This window comes from Brenneria goodwinii, assembly GCF_002291445.1.
GTDB lineage: Bacteria > Pseudomonadota > Gammaproteobacteria > Enterobacterales > Enterobacteriaceae > Brenneria > Brenneria goodwinii.
The window spans coordinates 1315401-1334372 of record NZ_CP014137.1; the positions used below are offsets into that span (position 1 = coordinate 1315401).

The 18972-nt window shown below is 56.0% G+C and carries 14 protein-coding genes; 5 read left to right on the plus strand and 9 right to left on the minus strand.

Going from position 1 to position 18972, the window contains the following annotated elements:
• Window positions 1–186 precede the first annotated feature (186 nt).
• Genes ACN28R_RS06000 through ACN28R_RS06010 form a run of 3 tightly spaced genes read right to left on the minus strand, consistent with a single transcriptional unit; the run spans window position 187 to window position 4156 of the window.
• A complete protein-coding gene (locus ACN28R_RS06000) occupies window positions 187–1734 on the minus strand; it encodes a class I adenylate-forming enzyme family protein (protein WP_048638605.1) in 1548 nt (515 codons plus the stop codon).
• Entirely contained in the window at window positions 1731–3164 is a 1434-nt protein-coding gene (gene sauS / locus ACN28R_RS06005) for an acylating sulfoacetaldehyde dehydrogenase (protein WP_048638606.1), read from the minus strand. The genes ACN28R_RS06000 and sauS overlap by 4 nt, the downstream gene beginning before the upstream one ends.
• Window positions 3161–4156, minus strand: coding sequence for an aliphatic sulfonate ABC transporter substrate-binding protein (locus tag ACN28R_RS06010; RefSeq protein WP_095833891.1), 996 nt, complete (start codon window positions 4154–4156; stop codon window positions 3161–3163). The genes sauS and ACN28R_RS06010 overlap by 4 nt, the downstream gene beginning before the upstream one ends.
• Before the next feature lie 887 nt (window positions 4157–5043).
• On the opposite strand from ACN28R_RS06010, the gene ACN28R_RS06015 reads away from it, so the two are divergent.
• The 5 genes from ACN28R_RS06015 to ACN28R_RS06035 are packed head-to-tail and all read left to right on the plus strand — an operon-like array spanning window position 5044 to window position 11130.
• Window positions 5044–5982 (plus strand): sulfonate ABC transporter substrate-binding protein, encoded by a 939-nt coding sequence (locus ACN28R_RS06015; RefSeq protein ID WP_095833892.1) that lies wholly within the window; start codon window positions 5044–5046, stop codon window positions 5980–5982.
• A gap of 49 nt (window positions 5983–6031) precedes the next feature.
• Entirely contained in the window at window positions 6032–6823 is a 792-nt protein-coding gene (ssuC, locus tag ACN28R_RS06020; RefSeq protein ID WP_095833893.1) for an aliphatic sulfonate ABC transporter permease SsuC, read from the plus strand.
• Window positions 6820–7620, plus strand: coding sequence for an aliphatic sulfonates ABC transporter ATP-binding protein (ssuB, locus tag ACN28R_RS06025; protein WP_095833894.1), 801 nt, complete (start codon window positions 6820–6822; stop codon window positions 7618–7620). The genes ssuC and ssuB overlap by 4 nt, the downstream gene beginning before the upstream one ends.
• 15 nt (window positions 7621–7635) lie before the next feature.
• A complete protein-coding gene (gene hpsG / locus ACN28R_RS06030) occupies window positions 7636–10113 on the plus strand; it encodes a (2S)-3-sulfopropanediol dehydratase (protein WP_095833895.1) in 2478 nt (825 codons plus the stop codon).
• Between the two features lie 12 nt (window positions 10114–10125).
• Window positions 10126–11130, plus strand: coding sequence for a glycyl-radical enzyme activating protein (locus ACN28R_RS06035; protein ID WP_236840191.1), 1005 nt, complete (start codon window positions 10126–10128; stop codon window positions 11128–11130).
• 87 nt (window positions 11131–11217) lie between these two features.
• Here the strand turns inward: ACN28R_RS06035 and ACN28R_RS06040 are convergent, their stop codons facing one another.
• The 6 genes from ACN28R_RS06040 to ACN28R_RS06065 all read right to left on the minus strand — a co-directional run bounded on the left by ACN28R_RS06040 (window position 11218) and on the right by ACN28R_RS06065 (window position 18873).
• Entirely contained in the window at window positions 11218–11796 is a 579-nt protein-coding gene (locus tag ACN28R_RS06040; RefSeq protein WP_220701793.1) for a YbaK/EbsC family protein, read from the minus strand.
• Window positions 11797–11799: 3 nt separating this feature from the next.
• On the minus strand, window positions 11800–12864 hold the full coding sequence (locus tag ACN28R_RS06045) for a homoserine O-acetyltransferase family protein (RefSeq protein ID WP_095833897.1): 1065 nt from the start codon (window positions 12862–12864) through the stop codon (window positions 11800–11802).
• A 6-nt stretch (window positions 12865–12870) separates the two neighbouring features.
• Complete coding sequence (locus ACN28R_RS06050; RefSeq protein ID WP_095833898.1) at window positions 12871–14169, minus strand: O-acetylhomoserine aminocarboxypropyltransferase/cysteine synthase family protein; 1299 nt, start codon at window positions 14167–14169, stop codon at window positions 12871–12873.
• Window positions 14170–14921: 752 nt separating this feature from the next.
• Window positions 14922–15692 (minus strand): 2-dehydro-3-deoxyglucarate aldolase, encoded by a 771-nt coding sequence (gene garL / locus ACN28R_RS06055; RefSeq protein WP_095833899.1) that lies wholly within the window; start codon window positions 15690–15692, stop codon window positions 14922–14924.
• Window positions 15693–15732: 40 nt separating this feature from the next.
• Complete coding sequence (gudD, locus tag ACN28R_RS06060) at window positions 15733–17079, minus strand: glucarate dehydratase (RefSeq protein WP_095833900.1); 1347 nt, start codon at window positions 17077–17079, stop codon at window positions 15733–15735.
• A 300-nt stretch (window positions 17080–17379) separates the two neighbouring features.
• Window positions 17380–18873 carry a CoA-acylating methylmalonate-semialdehyde dehydrogenase gene (locus ACN28R_RS06065; protein ID WP_095833901.1) on the minus strand — a complete coding sequence of 498 codons (1494 nt, stop codon included), beginning with the start codon at window positions 18871–18873 and terminating at the stop codon, window positions 17380–17382.
• Window positions 18874–18972 lie beyond the last annotated feature (99 nt).

Sequence of the window (18972 nt, forward strand, 5' to 3'; positions counted from 1 at the left end):
GCCGACAAGACGGCGCATCGCTTCTCTTTCCGGCATGCGTATTAACGTCGGCCCCGTCAACAAACCTAGCCAGTAGGGCTGAGGAACACCTTCGGGATTTAAGCCGGCGGCGCAAGCGTTGCGAGTCATGCATGGCCTTATCCATGGGGATTCGGCCTCTTGCCGCCTGGTCACGTTCGTTACCGGTTATGCCCGGATATTACGCGGCGCGGCCGGCGTCAACGCCAGTTGTTCACTAAGTCTAAGTCGTTGAATTTTTCCTGAGGAACCGCGCGGCAGGCTGGTTACCACATAAAAATAGAGCGGCGTTTTGTATTTCCCCAATTTTTCCCGGCACCATTCCCGCAGCGTGTCTTCATCCGGCCGGACGTCGCCCTTAAGCACGATGGCGGCAGCGATTTCCTGTCCGTAGTTGACGTCGGGAATGGCGAAAGCGGCGGCTTCAATAATCGACGGGTGGCTGACCAGCACATCGTCGATTTCCCGCGGCGCGATATTTTCGCCGCCTTTGATAATCAGTTCCTTCAATCTGCCGGTAATAAAATAAAACCCTTTATCATTGCGATAGCCCAAATCGCCGGTATGTAACCATCCGTCGCGGTCGATGGCGGAGGCGGTCTGCGCGCTATCTTTGTAATAGTCATTCATAACGCCCGCGCCGCGCAGCACAATTTCCCCCGTCTGGTTCTCCGCCAGCCGTTCTCCCTGCCGGTCGATGATCTCCGCCTCGACGCCGCAGGGCAGCCCGACGCTGCCGTATACCCGTTCTGCGTGAGGATTACAGAAAACCAGCGAACTGGACTCCGTCATTCCCATGCCTTCAATCACCGGGATGCCAAACCGTTGTTCGAACTGCTCATGGTGCGTTCGAGGTAACGGAGCGGAGGCCGAACGGGCGAATCTTACCCGCGGATAGCGCCGTGCGCCGTTGGCACGAGTATTCAATAAAAACGCAATCATAGTGGGCACCAGATTCAGCCAGGTGCAGCGATAGTTATCGACCGTTTTCCACCATGCGGAGACGGAGAAACGCCGCATGGTGACCAGACTGCCGCCGGAAAAGAGCGGAACCAGTACGCCGATAACCCAGCCGTTAATATGGTAAATCGGCAGGGTGCTCAGCAGACGATCCTGCGGACCAAGCCGGTGCCAGCGGCTGATTTCCCCCGCGGCGGCAAACAGATTGGCATGGCTGAGCAACACGCCTTTAGGATTCCCGGTCGTGCCGGAGGTGTACATCAGTAACGCCGGATGCGCAGGCGGCGGCCGATAGAGCGGGGCAGGCCGCTGGGATAACGGCTGCCCGGCGGCCGGCCAGCGCTCGCGGGTTACCGTCAAAGGACGGTTCTGAGCGGGAAGCCGTTGCAGTACGCCCCGCAAGCGGGGCGCGAGTTGCTGCGTGGTAAAAATAATCCGCGCGTCGCTGTGGGGAATAATCCATTCCAGCGCATCATCGGTCGCCAGCAGGTTAAGCGGCACCACCACATAGCCGGCCAGCATCAAAGACAGCGCCAGCGCCACGGTATGAAAACCGCCTTGCGAGAGAAAGGCGATTTTATCTCCTGGCCGGCAACCTTGCCGGTGCAGCCACGCCGCGGTGGCGGTAGTGCGTTGCAATAGCTGGGCGAAACTCAGGCTATCGGCCAGTTCGCTGGCGATAATAAACTGCGCGTCCGGGCGTTGCGCTGCCTGTTGTCGCAATATGTCCTGTAGCGTGGCCGGTTGTGTCGTCATGGATAGCGCCTCTGCAAATAGGCGCCCAACACGTCTTCCAGCGTGGGCACGTTTTCGGGGATCGGTGAGGAAATCCTGACCAGATTAAAAAAATGGCGGTAATTGAGATTGTCCGAGAAATGATTTTTACCCCAGGTGCCGCAGCCGAGCGTCAGAGTAAAGGGAAGGCCGTTATTGAAATTGCCGCCGGTGGCGAAAACATGTCCCTGATTGACGATGACTCGGCTGGCGGGCAGCAGCAGCCCGGCCTGCAAGGCTTCGTTGCCGTCGCGGGTATGCAGACCGACCGAGTGTCCGGCTCCTTGCCAGCGGTAAATCGCCTGTACCGTTTCACAGGCGTGACGGAAATTTTTCACCTGGTACAGGGTCAATACCGGGGAGAGTTTTTCGCCGGAAAAGGGAAATTGCGGGCCGATCCCTTGTTCCTCCACCATCAGAAAACGCGCCTTATGGCACGCCGGGCGCGTCAATCCGGCGATTTCCGCCAGTCGGGCGACGGGGCGGGCGATGCTGTGGCGGGCCAGCTTCCCCGCCGACCAGAGCGCCTGCTGTAGCTGCCGTTTTTCTGTCGGCGTTAATAACGCGCCGCCCTGATCTGTCAACGCCGCGATGGTTTGCTGATAGCGGGAAGCCGGAATAATCAGGCTATTTTCCGCAGAACAGCTGGTGGCGTGATCAAAGGTTTTGGAGGCGGCGATGTGGGCGGCGGCGGCCTCAATATCCGCGCTTTCGCTGATGATGCTGGCGACATTGCCGGCGCCGACGCTAAAGGCCGGGGTGCCGCTTTGCGCCGCCGCGGCGATATTTTTTTGTGAGCCGGTGGCGATGACCAGATCGACCTGTTGCAGTAATGCTTCTGTTTGTTGACGACTTACCGGGATCGGCAGCATCTGTACCAGCTCGCGCGGAGCCTGCACGAAATCCAACTCATGATGAATATATTCCAGCATGCGGGCGCACACCTTCGCCGCGGCGGGGGAAGGGGCGATAATAATGGCGTTGCGGCACTTAACGGCATTAATAATGTTATTGATCACCGTGGCTATCGGGTTGGTGGACGGCGTGACCGCCGCGACGATCCCCACCGGCCGCGCGATTTCAATAATCCCTTGGTCGGGGATGTCATTAATCACGCCGACGGTGCGTTTTCCCTGAAGATCGCGCAGCAGGCCGATGGTCTTGCGGTAATTTTTCGCCACCTTATCTTCGATATCGCCCAGGCCGGTATCCGCGACGGCCTGTGTGGCTAACGTCCGGTTATTCTCAGGATGAATAATCGCCCAGGCTACCGCGTCAACCACCCGATCGATTTGTTGCTGATGGTAATGTTCAATACGCTGCTGAGCATCGCGGGCTTGTTCAACCAGACTGCTTACTGTCGAACGGTGCGCCACCGGCGCGGTCTGCTCTCGATCGCGGCTGGCCGTCATGGGTTCTGACCTGTCGTTGGATGCCAGATCGCGACGTCCAGAGCGTTGATGCGTTCCGGCAGCAGCCCTTCATTGAAAAAGGCATCGGCGATATGCTGCTGCTCACTCAGGCTTTGCGGCGTGACCGCTCTTACCTGATAAGTTCGGTTGGCGTTAGCCAGTTCGACCGTGTTGCTATCCAGATTGCCCCACAGCGGCCCCAGCAACGCCGCCGCCTGGTCAGGGCTGGCTTTCACCCACTGTCCGGTTTTCTCCAGTTGCTGGTAAATGATGCTCAGAATGTCAGGATGCTGGCGGGCATAGTCCGTTGCGGCAAGATAATAGCGCTGGTAGCTTGCCAGCCCTTTGCCATCGGCCAGCACGCGGGCTTTTTGCTGGACGACGGCGCTGGAGACGAAGGGCTCCCAGGTTACCCAGGCGTCAACGTTGCCGTTTTCCAGCGCGGCCCGGCCGTCCGCCGGCGTCAGGTAGGCCGGCGTAATATCTTTAAAAGAGAGATTGGCCTTGGCGAGCGCGGCGATCAGTAAGTAGTGGCTGCCCGCCGCCTTGGTGACGGCAATGCGCTTGCCCTGCAAATCCGGCAGACTTTTGAGCGGAGAATGCTCCGGCACCAGAATCGCCTGCGCTTCGGGAGAGGGCGTTTCCAGCGCGAAATAGGTCAGCTTTGCGCCCGCCGCCTGCGAGAATACCGGGACGGTATCCGCCACGTCGGCGGAGATATCCACATTGCCTAAATTAAGCGCCTCCAGCAGTGGCAACCCGCTGGAAAACTCATGCCAGGTAACCCGCACCCCTTGTTCATTGAGCGTTTTTTCCAGATTGCCCTGTAGTTTCAGAATGGTGAGTAGCGTAGATGACTTTTGGTAGCCAATGCGTAACGTCGATTCAGCCTGCGCCAGGGGAAGCGTGAGGATAAATAACGCGAAAATAAGTAAGAAAAACAATAGGGAGGCTAATTGGCGATTAACCCAATATAAATATAAGCGTGACATGACGGGCATCCGTGAAATAGATGAAAATAAAACGGTATGCTTGATGAAAATATCAATACTGTCAAAGATGATAATTATCTTTTTATTGTCTATTTTTTACTGTTGAATATGTCTTAATGCTGTTTTAAGCAAAGTAAATGCGATATTTACCAACGAGTGAAATAAATGAAAAATAATGGTGTTATTTTTGAGTTTTATATTCACCGGTGGTGTTGATATTTTGGCTCTAACCCCACCCCACCCCACCCCACCCCACCCCAACCCAATCCTCCCTTCGCAGGAGAAGGAGAAAATCCGGCGTTTTAATGTGTTGCTCCTTCTCCTGACAACTGTCTCTTATACACAAATGTAGGGGCTATAAGGGGGGGTGCCGTTATCCGGCGTAAGAAATTATGCTGAGGAGATAGCAGGCTTAGGATGAGCCGCATGGACGCGGCGAAAGCTTGCGCCACGTATGGAACGTGTCGCAAGCGGTCCGTTAAGCCTGATACCGACGAAGGCATCGCGTAGCGACATAATTTAGCCGCAAGCCGGGGTTCACAGGGGGCTGGCGTTTGGGCCCCCTGTGTCGGGCGCGTGCGACGAGGCAGCATGAAAATAGCGGCATTGTGGCGCACGAAACTATCTCCAAGTTCGCATAAAAATGTGACTAAGAGACAACTGACAAGGAGGAGGCTGAGTGGGGGTAATTAACAGCCACGTTTCAAACGTTGTCATCAAACGCGTTAATAGAAAACTTATATAATGGATGGATGGAAAATATATTTTCCCTTAAATAACCCGTTAGATAAATAATCGATATGTTTATCAATAACTGATGTTTCATACTGCCGGTTGATAGAGGCTAGGATGCATTAATATTATTATCTCTATTCCAGGGTGCATTTATGACAGGTTTCTTCCGTTATAGCCTTATTTTTATCGTTTCTATGGCGTTTTCCGCCGCCGCCTGGTCAGAAGACGTTTTACGCATTGGCTATCAGAAATCCGCCACCACGCTGGTGTTGCTGAAGGGAGAAGGTTCGCTGGAAAACCGCTTGCGTGCGCAGGGGGTCACGGTGAAGTGGACGGAGTTTCCCGGCGGCCCGCAATTGCTCGAAGGATTAAATGTCGGCGCCATCGATTTCGGCTTTACCGGCGAAACGCCGCCGGTATTCGCGCAGGCGGCCGGGGCCAGTCTGGTTTATGTCGCCAACGAACCGGCTTCGCCAACGGCGGAGGCGATTCTGGTGCCTGAAAACTCAGCGTTGCGGTCGGTGGCGGATCTAAAAGGGAAAAAAGTGGCGTTGAATAAAGGCTCTAACGTTCACTATTTGTTGGTTCGCGCGTTATATGAAGCCGGGTTGAAATACAGTGACATTACCCCGGTGTATTTGCCGCCGGCGGACGCCCGCGCGGCATTTGAAAACGGCAGCGTCGATGCCTGGGTTATCTGGGATCCTTTCAGCGCCGCCGCGGAAAAACAGATCCATGCCCGTGTTCTGCGAGACGGCCGCGGCATCGTTGATAATTATCAGTTTTATCTGGCTACCCGTGATTTTGCCGCTAAACACCCGCAGGTCATCACCGCGCTGATCGAAGAAATCCGCCTTATCGGCAAGAAAGCCACTCAAGATCCGCAGGCGGTTACCCGTCAGGTCGCGCCGCTGCTGGGGCTGCCTGAGGATATTACCCAGGTTGCCGTCGAGCGGCAGGGCTATGACGCGCGGTTTATTTCGCCTGAGGTGATTGCCGGCCAGCAGCGTATTGCCGATACCTTCACTGACTTGAAGCTGATTCCGCAAAAGCTGGATATCAGGCAGGCGGTGTGGGCGCAACCTCAGTAATCCATCACTCAATACTCTGTCGACAGAGTTTCATCATGGAGTACGCGCGATGAACATCGTGATTAAACAGACGCTGACCCGGCTGACCCCCTGGTTGATACCGACGCTGCTGATTATCGCCTGGCAAGGCGCGGTGACGACGGGCTGGTTGTCTACCCGTATCCTGCCGGCGCCGGGCGCGGTGCTTAAGGCCGGCTGGACGCTGGCCTACAGCGGCGAATTATGGCAACACCTGGCGATCAGCAGTTGGCGGGCGGCGGTTGGCTTTGGCATCGGCGGCGGCATTGGTTTATTGCTGGGATTGATTACCGGGCTATCGCGCTTCGGCGCGCTGCTGATTGACAGTACGGTGCAGATGGTGCGCAACGTTCCGCATCTGGCCTTGATCCCGCTGGTTATTCTGTGGTTCGGGATTGATGAGTCGGCCAAGATTTTTCTGGTGGCGCTGGGCACCTTTTTCCCTATCTATCTGAATACCTATCACGGGGTGCGCCACGTCGATGCCGGGCTGGTGGAAATGGCGCGAAATTACGGGCTGTCCGGCTTTGCGCTGTTTCGTCAGGTTATCCTTCCCGGCGCATTGCCTTCCATTCTGGTTGGCGTGCGTTTTGCGCTTGGCCTGATGTGGCTGACGCTGATTGTGGCGGAAACCATTTCCGCCAGCGCCGGGATCGGCTATCTGGCGATGAATGCCCGTGAGTTTCTGCAAACCGATGTCGTGGTGATGGCCATCATCCTGTATGCCGTGCTGGGCAAATTGGCGGATATCGCCGCCCGTCAGTTAGAACGAAGCTGGCTGCGTTGGCATCCTTCCTATCAACCAACCGGAGGTGAAGCATGAGCGCCCGTATCTATTCGGTTAATCAGGGCATTTCGCTGGTCACGCAGCAGCTTGATAAACATTTTAATCAGCGTTCGGTATTGCATAATCTGGATTTGCAGATCCCCGCCGGACAGTTTGTCGCGGTGGTCGGACGCAGCGGCTGCGGCAAGAGCACCTTGCTGCGTCTGTTTGCCGGACTTGACAAGCCCAATGCCGGCCGGCTGCTGTCGGGAAATCAGCCGCTGCATCAATTTCAGCAGGATATTCGTCTGATGTTTCAGGATGCCAGACTGCTTCCCTGGAAAAAAGTGATTGAAAATGTCGGTATCGGCCTGAAGGGAGACTGGCGGCCCAAAGCGCGGGAAGCGTTGGAAGAGGTGGGGCTTGCCGGCCGGGAAAACGACTGGCCGGCGGCGTTGTCCGGCGGGCAAAAGCAGCGCGTGGCGTTAGCCAGAGCGCTGATCCATCGCCCGCGTCTGTTGCTGCTTGATGAACCGCTCGGCGCATTGGATGCGCTGACCCGTATTGAAATGCAGCAGCTCATTGAACGTTTATGGCTGGAGCAGGGCTTTACCGTATTGCTGGTGACGCACGATGTCAGTGAAGCCGTCAGCATTGCCGACCGGGTGATCCTGATCGAGCAGGGCTCCATCGGCCTGGATTTGACGATCGATCTGCCTCGTCCGCGGCAGCGGGGTTTGCCCCGTCTGGCGGCGCTGGAACAGGAAGTGCTGGAGCATATTTTTAATCGGCATGAGGCGCGTTCCGTGGAAAGCGCGAAGTTAGCGCGCCAGCAGGTTAACGCGCGCGCGTAAAACGGGGACCGTCTAATGAGTCAGGAAACACCGGTACTGAGTCCGCAGGAATCGCGTCTTCTGCAATCCAGTGCCGAGCGGCAAGTTCGGCAGAGCAGAACCGATAAGATATTGGCTGAAATCCAGCAGGGGAAACCCGTCATTGACGTGGAGCGCGCCCGCTATTTCACCGAGTCGATGCGCGTAACGGAAGGCCAGTTACCGATCCTGCGCTGGTCGAAGGCGATGTATCACATTGCGCAGAACATCACGGTATATATTGACGATGAGCAGTTAATCGTCGGCCGGGCCGGTAAGCCGGGGCGCTATGGCATTCTCTATCCCGAACTGGATGGCGATTTTCTTGATGCCGCTATCAGCCAGCTTCCATCCCGGCTGGAATCGCCGTTTACCATTGATGAGCAGGACAGCGCGATTATTCGTGAAGAGATTTCTCCTTACTGGCAAGGCAAAACCTATCATGAGCATTTATCGCAGGCGTTGCCGGAAGAGACGTTGCGCCTGACTTACGATCCCAAGGACCGGCAGACCTCCCGCTTTATCGTCAACGAAACCTCTTCTTTTCGCTCATCCATTCAATGGGTGCATGATTATGAAAAGGTATTGCAGCGGGGGTTTAAAGGCATTCGCCAGGATGCCGAGCAGCGTCTGGCGCAGCTGGATCCGTTTAATCCGCTGGATAGCGTGGAGAAAGCGCCGTTCTTACAGGCGATTATCATCGCCGCCGACGCGATTGTGCTATGGGCGCAACGTCACGCGCGGCTTGCCGGAGAATTAGCGGCGAAAGAAAGCAACCCCCGGCGGCGCCAGGAATTATTGGACATCGCCGACCGCTGCGAGCGGGTGCCGGAACACCCGGCGCGGGATTTCCGCGATGCCCTTCAGTCGCAGTGGTTTACCCAGCTCTTTTCCCGTCTGGAACAGAAAACCGGCACCATTATCTCCAATGGCCGGATGGATCAGTACCTTTTCCCTTACTATCAGCGGGATATCGAGCGGGGAGTCCTGGACGATGAGCAGGCGCTGGAATGGCTGTCCTGCATGTGGGTGTCGATGGCGCAGTTTGTCGATCTGTATATCTCGCCGACCGGGGGCGCGTTTAATGAAGGCTATGCGCACTGGGAGGCGGTGACCATCGGCGGGCAGACGCCGGAAGGTATGGATGCCACCAACGTGTTGTCGCACCTGTTTTTACGTTCTAAACGCGAGTTTCCCCTGCATTATCCCGATCTGGCCGCCCGGATTCACAACCGCACCCCCGCGGGTTTTCTTTACGCTATCGCGGAGACGATCAAGGAAGGCACCGGCTTTCCCAAATTGATTAATGATGAGGAAGTCGTTCCTTTGCTGCTATCCAAAGGGGCCGAGTTTTCTCAGGCTTATGACTATGCGGTTTCCGGCTGCGCCGAATGCCGGATGCCGAACCGCGATACTTATACCAGCCCCTGCGCCTATATCAATTTTCCGGCGGCGCTGGAAATGACGCTCTATAACGGACGGATGAAACGCTATGGCGCGGAGCTGCTGGGGCTGGAAACCGGCGATCCGCTGAATTTCGCCTCATGGGACGATTTTTGGCAGGCTTACCTCCGGCAGCATATCAATTTTCTGCGTCACGCCTTTATCCAGCAGAAGATCATCATTGATTTGCGGGCGCGGCATTTCGCCTGGCCGCTGGGTTCGGCGCTGCATGATTTAGCCATGGCGGCCTGCAAGGATATCCATCAGCCGGTGATTGAAGGCGGGATTGATTTAGGCTACTTCGAATTTATGGGCTACGGCACGGTGATTGATTCGCTGGCGGCGATTAAAAAGCTGGTTTACGAAGAGCGGCGCATCTCCATATCGCAACTGCTGGAGGCGCTGGAAAACAATTTTGAACATCATCAGGTGCTGCGCGCGCTGCTGATGAACGCGCCCAAATACGGCAACAACGATCCTTATGCCGATAATATCGGCAAAGCGCTGGATAAAGCGTGCCTGGAATTTACCCGTAAATATTCACAAACGCTTGGCGTGCATCTGGATCTTCGGCTGGTGCCTTTCACCTCCCATGTGCCGTTCGGCAAGGTGGTGCATGCCACGCCAAACGGCCGTAAAGCCTGGATGCCGCTGTCGGATGGCTCATCGGCCTCTCAGGGATGTGATAGCAAAGGACCGACGGCGGTGCTGCTGTCGAATTATCAGACCAAGAACTATCAATTCCGTGAGCGGGCGGCGCGATTGCTGAATATTAAATTCACGCCGTCCATCGTGGCGGGTGAGACGGGAACCCGCAAATTGTGCGATTTGATCAGAGCCTGGTGCGATCTGAAATTGTGGCATGTGCAGTTTAACGTCATTAACCGGGAAACGTTGCTGGCGGCCAAGGCCGATCCTGAACGTTACCGGGGGCTGATTGTGCGCATCGCCGGCTACAGCGCCTATTTCACCGATTTGTCGCCGGATTTACAGGACGATCTGATTGCCCGTACCGGGCATGAAATGTTCTAGACGGTGCCGCCATTGACAGAGACTCCGCCGCTTGACCGCCGTTTTCCGCGTTCGATTACGGTAAACAACGCCATGCCGCCGCTTACGGGCTGGGTGTTTAATACCCAGCGTTACTCTCTGCATGATGGCGCGGGGATCCGTACGGTGGTGTTCTTGAAAGGCTGCCCGCTGCGCTGCGCGTGGTGCAGTAATCCCGAGTCTCAGCATGGCAAGCCGGAAATCGCCGTTGATGCCGGCAAATGCCTGGGAAACACGGCCTGCGGGTTGTGCCAACCGCAATGTCCGGCGGCGGCGCTTGGCTATGCGCCGTCGGGAGCGATCCATATTGACCGCGGCCGCTGCCGCCACTGCCTGCAATGCGTTACCCATTGCCCGACGCGGGCTTTGCACCATTTCGGCGAGCGGATGACGGTGCGTCAGGTACTGGATATTGTGGAATCCGATGCGATTTTTTATCGGCGCTCCGGCGGCGGATTAACGCTGAGCGGCGGCGAACCCCTGATGCAGGGGACGTTTGCGCTGGCGTTGCTGCAGGAAGCTAAGAAAAGAAATATCGGTACGCTGCTGGAAACCTGCGGCGACGGCAACTGGCCGGTCCTGCGCGAGATCGCCGGTTACAGCGATGCCATTTACTTTGATGTTAAAAGCCTTGACGATGAATTGCACCGCCACTTTACCCTGCGCGGCAATCGCCGCATCCTGAATAACTTATTGCGTTTGCGCCGCACGTTTCCCAATTTGCCCATTCATGTGCGAACCCCCCTTATTCCGGGGTTCAACGCCACAAAGAATGCGATCAATTCGATCGTCGACTTTGTCCTTGCGCTGCCGCGGGTCAGCTACGAAATTCTGCCCTATCACCGGTTAGGCAGCGACAAATACCGGCTGCTGGGGCGGGAATATTTCCCGGACGAGCAGCAACTTCAGAATGACGCCGCGGCCGGTATTATTCAGCAGGCGAAAGTCCGCTGTGGTAAACGCTATGGCGCGCCGGTGAATAACGAGCTTTCTGTTTAATCTGCTAGATACCCAATATTGACCCCGCGCCGCGCCATTGAGCCTGTAGGATGCGCTTATTTGAAGCGCGGTGAGTTTCATCGCTCGTCATAGCGGGAGCGATAAGTCGCCGGTTAATACATTGGGCAGGGCGCGCAGCACGAGGGAGGGAACCAGCAGTTTGACCTCGCGGGTTCCTCCGCCCATGATGAGGACGGGCTGGTGTAAAACGGCATTATCAATCAGCACCGGCCAGGTGTCGGGCAGGCCGAAAACCGTCATTCCGCCGGGAATCATCCCGGTGAGCGCCGTGGATTTCTCCATGCGGGCAAAGGAGATGCGCTGCGCCGCGAGCAATTGCTTTACGGCGCCGTTGACGTCGAGGCGCCGGGCGCCCGTGCAGACGGCGGCGGCATAGGCTTCAACCCCCTGTTTTTTAAATTTCAGTATCAGCGTGTTGGCGCAGATTTCCAACGGATAACCATAACGTTTGCTGAACACGCTGGTATCGGATGCCTCACCGTCGACGGTAAAAGCCTTGAGCGATAAAGGGGCGATCTGTTGCAGTACATGCGCGGGGATCTGCGCATCAAGTTGTTGGGGATCGCGTAATTTATCATGGTGGGACAGCGCCGTTAGTTTTACTGCTCCGTAGCCGCTTTGCGTCATCGTTGAATCCTTTTGCATCAGTTAATATTGCCCGGCATGGCGTACTTTTTCCGGCTTGATTTTTTTCTCATATAAAAACTGAGAAAGATGTTTTTCCAGCGTTGGCGTTTCGGTCAGAAAACCATCATGTCCGTAGAGTGAGTCAATTTCAACGAACTGCGCATTTTTGATATGTTGCGACAGATATCGTTGTTCTCTGACCGGGAAAAGGTGGTCTGAACCGATCCCGATAACCAGCGTTCTGGCTTCTATTTGTTCCAGCACGATCTCCGTTTTACTTCTCTTTCTGCCGATATTGTGGGTGTCCAGGGCGTTAAGCAAATGCCAGTAACAATAGGCGTCGAATCGGCGGATAAATTTTTCGCCTTGATGGCGTTGATAGGCGGCGGCCAGAAAATTATCCAGCTTATGCCGATCGCGTTCCTGCTGGGTATGAAGGTAGGTGTCAAAGCAGCGGTAGGATAACAGGGCGATACTTCTGGCCGCTTTCAACCCGGCCATACCGCCGTTGGGATCGACGCCGTCAAAGGTTTTATCGGCCAGCAGGGCCAGCCGCTGGCTTTCGTTGAAGGCAATTGCCCAGGGGGAACTAACGGCATTGGTGGACAAAAGCGCCATTTGCCGGATACGCCGGGGTTCGTGGATGGCCCATTCCAGCGCCTGCTGGCCCCCCATGGAGCCGCCGATCAATAGAAAAATGCACTCTATGCTCAGATAGTCGGCGAGCAGGCTGTGTGCGAAAACCATATCCCGAATAGTGATCGGGGGAAAATCATGCAGATAAGGTTGCTTGGTCGACGGGTTGAGACTTTGCGGGCTGGTGGAACCATAGGGCGAACCGGGCACGTTGGCGCATACGATAAACCAGCGGCTGGGATCAAGGCACTTTCCGGGGCCGACCAATCCAGGCCACCAGACTGTCACATCCGAGCTCCCCGTCAGTGCATGACAAATCCATATCACGTTGGATCTGTCCGTATTAAGCGTTCCATAGGTGTGAAAAACGATATCAATCCCCTGGAGAAACGAGCCGTTCTCCAGGATAAAAGGGGAGTCCGAGTGAAAATGATGGCGCGTCATGGACATGTCGGGTTATTTACTGGCCTTGAACGCCTGTTCGATGTCCGCCTTCAGATCGTCGATATGCTCAATCCCCACCGAGAAGCGCAGCCCGGCCGGCGTGACGCCGGCGGATATTTGCTGTTCGTCGCTCAACTGCTGGTGGGTAGTGGCCGAAGGCTGGATAATCAAGGTCTTGGCGTCGCCAACGTTAGCCAGGTGCGTAATCAGCCGCAGGCTGTTGATAAACCGGCTGGCGCGCGCTTTGCCGCCGCTGATTTCCACGGACAGCACGCTGCCAAACCCTTTTGTTAGGTATTTATGGGCCGTATCGTATGCCGGACTGGAGGGTAGGCCCGGATAATTCACGCTTTCCACTTCCGGATGTTTTTCCAGCCAGCGGGCCAGTTCCAATGCGTTATCAACATGCCGCTCTACCCGCAGAGAGAGCGTTTCCAGCCCTTGCAGGAGCAAAAAGGCGTTAAAAGGCGACAGCGTCGGGCCGAAATCACGCAGACCTTCGACCCTGGCGCGGATAATAAACTGAATGTTGCCCAATTCACTGCCGGGGCCGAAAACCTCGTTATATACCAGACCATGATACGCCGCCGATGGCGTGGAGAATTGCGGGAATTTCCCGTTTCCCCACGGATAGTTGCCGCCATCCACTATCACGCCGCCGATACTGTTGCCATGGCCCCCGATCCATTTGGTGGCGGACTCCACCACCACGTGCGCGCCATGCTCAAGGGGGCGAAAAAGATACCCGCCGGCGGCAAAGGTATTATCGACCACCAGGGGTAAGTGATATTTTTGCGCCAATTCGGCGAAATGGTCGAAATCAGGGAAGCCCAGACGCGGATTACCGATGGTTTCAAGATAAAGCGCTTTGGTATTTTCATTAATCAGGCTTTCGAAACTCACCGCGTTATCATCTTTGGCGATACGGACTTCCACGCCCAGGCGCTTAAACGAGAGATTGAACTGCGTCCAGGTGCCGCCATACAACGAAGGCGAGGAGACGAAATTATCGCCCGCCTGCAATATATTGTTCAGCGCGATAAATTGCGCAGCCTGACCGGATGCCACCGCCAGCGCGGCAACGCCGCCTTCCAGTGCGGCGATGCGCTTTTCAAAAACGTCAGTGGTGGGATTTTGAATCCGGGTATAGATATTGCCGAATTCACGCAATGCGAACCGATCCGCGCCCTGCTGGGCATTTTCGAAAGCATAGGAGGTTGTCTGATAGATAGGCACGGCCCGAGCCCCGGTCGTGGGATCGGGCTGTTGGCCGGCATGAAGTTGCAAGGTTTCGAATTTTAACGATGCCATAAAATATTCGCAATTAAGTTAGAGAATAAGAGCATCAGGTAAACATACGCGGGATTATTTGTTAACTGACTAAAAAGGATATTGATTGTTAATTTCGTACTATGGCTTTGGGGTTTAAGCGCAATAAATCCGCTAATAATATATATATTCAAGAATATGCCGTATTCAGTTAAATAGGCTTTTTTTTTATAAATGAGAAATAGGAGAGAAAAGTTATTTTTTTGCATCAATATATCGCGCAAAAATGGTTCTATTTTCTTTCATCGATAAATGCCCATTCAGGCTGATGACTAAGTTCGAAACATTGCCATTAATGACTCCCACCCAGCCTCCCCCTTGCCAGTTGTCTCTTAGTCACATTTTTATGCGGACTTGGAGATAGTTTCGTGCGCCACAATGCCGCTATTTTCATGCTGCCTCGCAGCACGCTCCCGACATAGGGGGCTCAGACGCCAGCCCCCTATGAACCCCGGCTTGCGGCTAAATTATGTCGCTGCGCGATGCCTTCGGAATCGGATCGCTCTTACCGAACCGCCAGTGACGCGTTCCCGACGCGGCACTGGCTTGAACCGCATCCGTGCGGTTCATTCGGGAGCCCTCCGCTTCCTCAGCATAATTTCTTACGCCGGATAACGGCAACCCCCTCATAGCCCCTACATTTGTGACTAAGAGACAGGCGAAGGGGCGGGGTGGGGTTAGAATCAGAAGGTTTGTCAGCAGTCTGACGGCCTGAAAGGCCGTGATTGCGTGAATTACTTTTTAAACTTGTCGCACAGCGCCAGCGTTGCGCCGCGGAACACGCCCAGATCGCTGCCGACGGCGACAAAGCGGGCTCCCCACTCCAGATAGCGTCGGGCGTCTGCTTCTACCGGCGCCAGAATCCCGCTCGGTTTGCCGTGCGCCGCTGCGCGTTGCAGGATATGCCGGATCACTTTCTGCACTTCGGCATGATTCGGTTGCCCCAGATAACCCAGCGCGGCGGAGAGATCGCCCGGTCCGACGAAAATGCCGTCAACCCCGTCTACCGCGGCGATGGCATCCAGATTGTCCACGCCTTCCTGACTTTCGATCTGTACCAGAACGGTGATGTTGTCGTTAATCGTGGCGAAGTAGTTGGGTTCCGTGCCGAACGCATTGCTGCGGTGTCCCACAGACACGCCGCGGATACCGGCGGGCGGATAACGCGTCGACGCCACGGCGCGCACCGCTTCTTCTTGCGTTTCCACAAACGGGATCAGGAAATTGTAAAACCCGATATCCAGCAACCGCTTGATAATCACCGGTTCATTGCAGGGCGGGCGCACCACCGGCGCGCTGTGGCTGCCTTTCAATGCCATCAGTTGCGGAATAAACGACAGCACGTCGTTTGGCGAATGTTCGCCGTCCAGCACCAGCCAGTCGAATCCGGCCAGTCCCAGTATTTCGGTGGTGGTCGGATTTCCCAGCCCGCACCAGCAGCCGATAAGCGTTTTTTGTTGCTGCAAATCCTGACGGAAACGGTTAGGTAAGAGCGGCGTTTTCATTTTTCATCCTCAGTAATTGGAAGGTGTTGTTCAATAACGGTCAGCGCACCAGACACGGACGTTTGTTATCGAACGTCCACCCGGGAACAAGATATTGCATTCCGGCGGCGTCATCGCGTGCGCCTAACCCATTGTTTTTATATAACGCATTGGCTTTATAAAGCTGATCCATATCCAGTTCGATACCCAAACCGGGGCGCTTCGGCACATCGATCCTGCCGCCGATAATCTGCAACGGCGCTTTTGTCAGGCGCTGGTTGCCTTCCTGCCAGATCCAGTGGGTATCGATAGCGGCGATATCGCCCGGCGCGGCGGCGGCGACATGGGTAAACATCGCCAGGGAAATGTCGAAGTGGTTATTGGAGTGCGACCCCCAGGTCAGCCCCCATTCATGGCACATCTGCGCCACGCGCACCGATCCCTGCATGGACCAGAAATGCGGATCGGCCAGTGGAATATCGACCGATTGCAACGCAATGGCATGTTTCATCTGACGCCAGTCGGTGGCGATCATATTGGTGGCTGTCGGCAAGCCCGTTGCGCGCCGGAACTCCGCCATCGTCTCGCGGCCGGAAAAGCCTTGTTCCGCGCCGCAGGGATCTTCGGCGTAGGCCAGCACGCCTTTCAGCTGTTTGCCAAGCTGAATCGCTTCCTGCAGCGACCAGGCGCCGTTGGGATCCAGCGTGATGCGCGCCTGCGGGAAACGGTTGGCCAACGCCGTGACGGCTTCCGCCTCTTCGCTGCCGGCCAGCACGCCGCCTTTCAGTTTGAAATCATTGAAACCGTATTTTTCATAGGCGGCTTCGGCTAAACGCACCACGGCCTCCGGCGTCAGCGCCTCTTCATGGCGCAAGCGATACCAGTCGCATTTTTCATCTGTCTGGCTCTGGTAGGGCAGATCGGTTTTGCGGCGATCGCCAATATAGAACAGGTATCCCAGCGCCTCGACGGCGTCCCGTTGCTGTCCGTCGCCCAACAGCGCCGCCACCGGCACGTTCAGGAACTGCCCCAGCAGATCCAGCATCGCCGCTTCCACGGCGGTAACCACATGAACGGTGATGCGCTGATCGAAGGTTTGCTGACCGCGACCGGATGCGTCTCGATCGGAAAACTGGCGAAATATGGCGTTCATGACGTTTTTGTATTCGCCCAGCGTTTTTCCTGTCACCAGCGCCGCCGCCTGTTCCAGCGTCCGGCGGATTTTTTCGCCGCCGGGCACCTCGCCCACGCCGGTGTGGCCGGCATTGTCTTTAAGAATAACGATATTACGGGTGAAATAAGGCGCGTGCGCGCCGCTAAGATTCAACAGCATGCTGTCGTAACCGGCGACGGGAAGAACCTGCATGTCGACAACAACCGGAGTATCAGGGAAATGATGGCTATCCATCGTGGACTCCTTAATTTGAATCGATAAATCTTCTGTGAAGATTCCAGACTGCTGACAAACCTTCTGGATCCAACCCCACCCCAACCCTCCCCTTCGCAGGGGAGGGGGAAAACCCTATTTTTTTATTGCGTTAGCACCTCCCCCTGACAAGGGGGAGGCCGGGTGGGGGTTGCTAACGGCAACGTTTAGAACTTTGTCATCAAACTCAAATCTTCTTTGAAAATTCTCTGCTTTCTGCGCAGTAAGCCGTAACGCCCAACGGCAAGCGGCTTTGCAAAACAAAGCCGCGGTTTGATGCTGCTATTTAGCGGTAGGCATGGCGAATTCCGGACCTTGCGCAATGCTGTCCGGCCAACGCTGCATGATGCTCTTATAGCGAGTATAGAAACGGATGGCCTCTTCGCCGTAGGCGTGATGTTCGCCGAACAGCGAACGTTTCCATCCGCCGAAGGAGTGCCAGGCCATGGGAACGGGGACTGGAACATTAATGCCCACCATGCCGGCTTTGATCGTGCGGGCGAAAGTGCGCGCTATGCCGCCGTCACGCGTAAAGCAGACGGCGCCGTTGCCGAACTCATGGGCATTGGTCAGCTCAACCGCCTCTGCAAATGTCGCTACCCGGACGATAGACAGCACCGGTCCGAAGATCTCCTCGCGATAGATGGTCATGTCCGGCGTGACGTCGTCAAACAGCGTCGCGCCGACAAAATAGCCGTTTTCCGCGCCCGGGACGCGGAAATTACGGCCGTCCACCAGCAGCCTGGCGCCTTCTTCCGTCCCTTTATCAATGTATTGGGTAACGCGCGCCTGATGTTCCGCGGTAACCAGCGGCCCCATATCGGCTTCACCATCCGTGCCGTTGCGCACTCGCAGTTTCTCAATACGCGGCAGCAGCTTCGCCACCAGTTCGTCGCCGACGGAACCTACCGCCACGGCGACCGAACAGGACATGCAGCGTTCTCCCGCCGCGCCATATGCCGCGCCGATCAGCGCATCCGCCGCCTGATCAAGGTCGGCGTCAGGCATAACGGTAATATGGTTCTTGGCGCCGCCGAGCGCCTGTACGCGCTTGCCATGCTGGCTGGCCTGACGGTGAATGTATTCGGCGACCGGCGTTGAACCGACAAAGGAAACGGCCTCCACTTTAGGATGCGTCAACAGGCGATCCACGGCTTCTTTGCCGCCTTGCACCACATTGAAAACGCCGTCCGGCAATCCGGCTTCCTTAAGCAGGCGGGCCAGCATCAGGCTGACGGACGGATCGCGTTCAGACGGCTTCAGTACGAACGTATTGCCGGTAGCCAACGCCATCGGGATCATCCACAGCGGCACCATGATCGGGAAATTGAACGGCGTGATGCCGACGCACACGCCAAGCGCCTGACGCAGGTTCCAGTTATCGATATTGCCGCCGATATTGTCAGAGAACGAACTTTGCAACAGGCTGGGCGCGCCGCAGGCAAACTCCACCACTTCGATACCGCGAGTGATTTCGCCCATGGCGTCGGACAGCACTTTGCCGTGTTCGCGGGTGATGATTTGCGCCAGCTCTTCGCTATGTTTTTCCAGCAATTCTTTGAAACGAAACAGAACTCTGGCACGGCGCAGCGCGGACTGAGACGACCAGCCGTCAAACGCGGCGGCGGCGGCTTCGACGGCGAGATCGACGGTTGCCGGACGCGCCAACGCCACCTGAGCCACGACTTCGCCGAGCGCGGGGTTGTATACCGGCTGTTGTCCGTCCTGTTCGCCTTCCACCTCTTTCCCATTGATAAAATGTTGGATTCTTTCCATTACAGCATTTCCTCTCTCTTTCGGTTCATGGAGAAATAAATAACGCGGATTAAAACGGCGGGTTTCTTTCACCACCGCGTCTTTTTTGCCTTGACGCCT

Coding starts and splice junctions, on each gene's coding strand:
- ACN28R_RS06065 (WP_095833901.1), bottom strand. CDS start 18,873: ATGGAAAGAATCCAACATTTTATCAATGGGAAAGAGGTGGAAGGCGAA.
- ssuB (WP_095833894.1), top strand. CDS start 6,820: ATGAGCGCCCGTATCTATTCGGTTAATCAGGGCATTTCGCTGGTCACG.
- sauS (WP_048638606.1), bottom strand. CDS start 3,164: ATGACGGCCAGCCGCGATCGAGAGCAGACCGCGCCGGTGGCGCACCGT.
- ACN28R_RS06045 (WP_095833897.1), bottom strand. CDS start 12,864: ATGTCCATGACGCGCCATCATTTTCACTCGGACTCCCCTTTTATCCTG.
- ACN28R_RS06040 (WP_220701793.1), bottom strand. CDS start 11,796: ATGCAAAAGGATTCAACGATGACGCAAAGCGGCTACGGAGCAGTAAAA.
- ssuC (WP_095833893.1), top strand. CDS start 6,032: ATGAACATCGTGATTAAACAGACGCTGACCCGGCTGACCCCCTGGTTG.
- ACN28R_RS06000 (WP_048638605.1), bottom strand. CDS start 1,734: ATGACGACACAACCGGCCACGCTACAGGACATATTGCGACAACAGGCA.
- ACN28R_RS06010 (WP_095833891.1), bottom strand. CDS start 4,156: ATGTCACGCTTATATTTATATTGGGTTAATCGCCAATTAGCCTCCCTA.
- ACN28R_RS06050 (WP_095833898.1), bottom strand. CDS start 14,169: ATGGCATCGTTAAAATTCGAAACCTTGCAACTTCATGCCGGCCAACAG.
- ACN28R_RS06015 (WP_095833892.1), top strand. CDS start 5,044: ATGACAGGTTTCTTCCGTTATAGCCTTATTTTTATCGTTTCTATGGCG.
- garL (WP_095833899.1), bottom strand. CDS start 15,692: ATGAAAACGCCGCTCTTACCTAACCGTTTCCGTCAGGATTTGCAGCAA.
- hpsG (WP_095833895.1), top strand. CDS start 7,636: ATGAGTCAGGAAACACCGGTACTGAGTCCGCAGGAATCGCGTCTTCTG.
- gudD (WP_095833900.1), bottom strand. CDS start 17,079: ATGGATAGCCATCATTTCCCTGATACTCCGGTTGTTGTCGACATGCAG.